Raw genomic sequence first — 377 nt, forward strand, 5'->3', positions numbered from 1 at the left:
CCTGCGCGTCGCCGTCGAATACGCCAAGGTCCGTGAGCAGTTCGGCCGGCCGATCGGGGCGTTCCAGGCGGTCAAGCACCTGTGCGCCGAGATGCTCTGCCGCGCGGAAGCGGCCGAAGCGCTGGCCTGGGACGCGGCGTCCGGGCAGGACCCGCTGTCGGTGGCGAGCGCGGCCGTCGTCGCCCTCGACGCCGCGGTCGCCAACGCCAAGGACTGCGTCCAGGTCCTCGGCGGCATCGGGTTCACCTGGGAGCACGACGCGCACCTCTACCTGCGCCGCGCGGTCGCGCTGCGGCAGTGGCTCGGTGGCAGCTGGCGGCGGCGGGCGGCGGAGCTGGTGCTGGCGGGGGCCGAGCGCACCCTCAACGTCGACGTCG

1 protein-coding gene is annotated in these 377 nt (G+C 75.1%); it reads left to right on the plus strand.

Annotated features, from left to right (window positions below; translation table 11 throughout):
* Positions 1 to 377 (plus strand): acyl-CoA dehydrogenase family protein (locus tag G3I65_RS56240; RefSeq protein WP_160704823.1); only part of this gene is annotated, 377 nt, incomplete at both ends.

The organism is Amycolatopsis sp. SID8362, assembly GCF_010550475.1.
GTDB classification, from domain to species: Bacteria; Actinomycetota; Actinomycetes; order Mycobacteriales; family Pseudonocardiaceae; genus Amycolatopsis; species Amycolatopsis eburnea.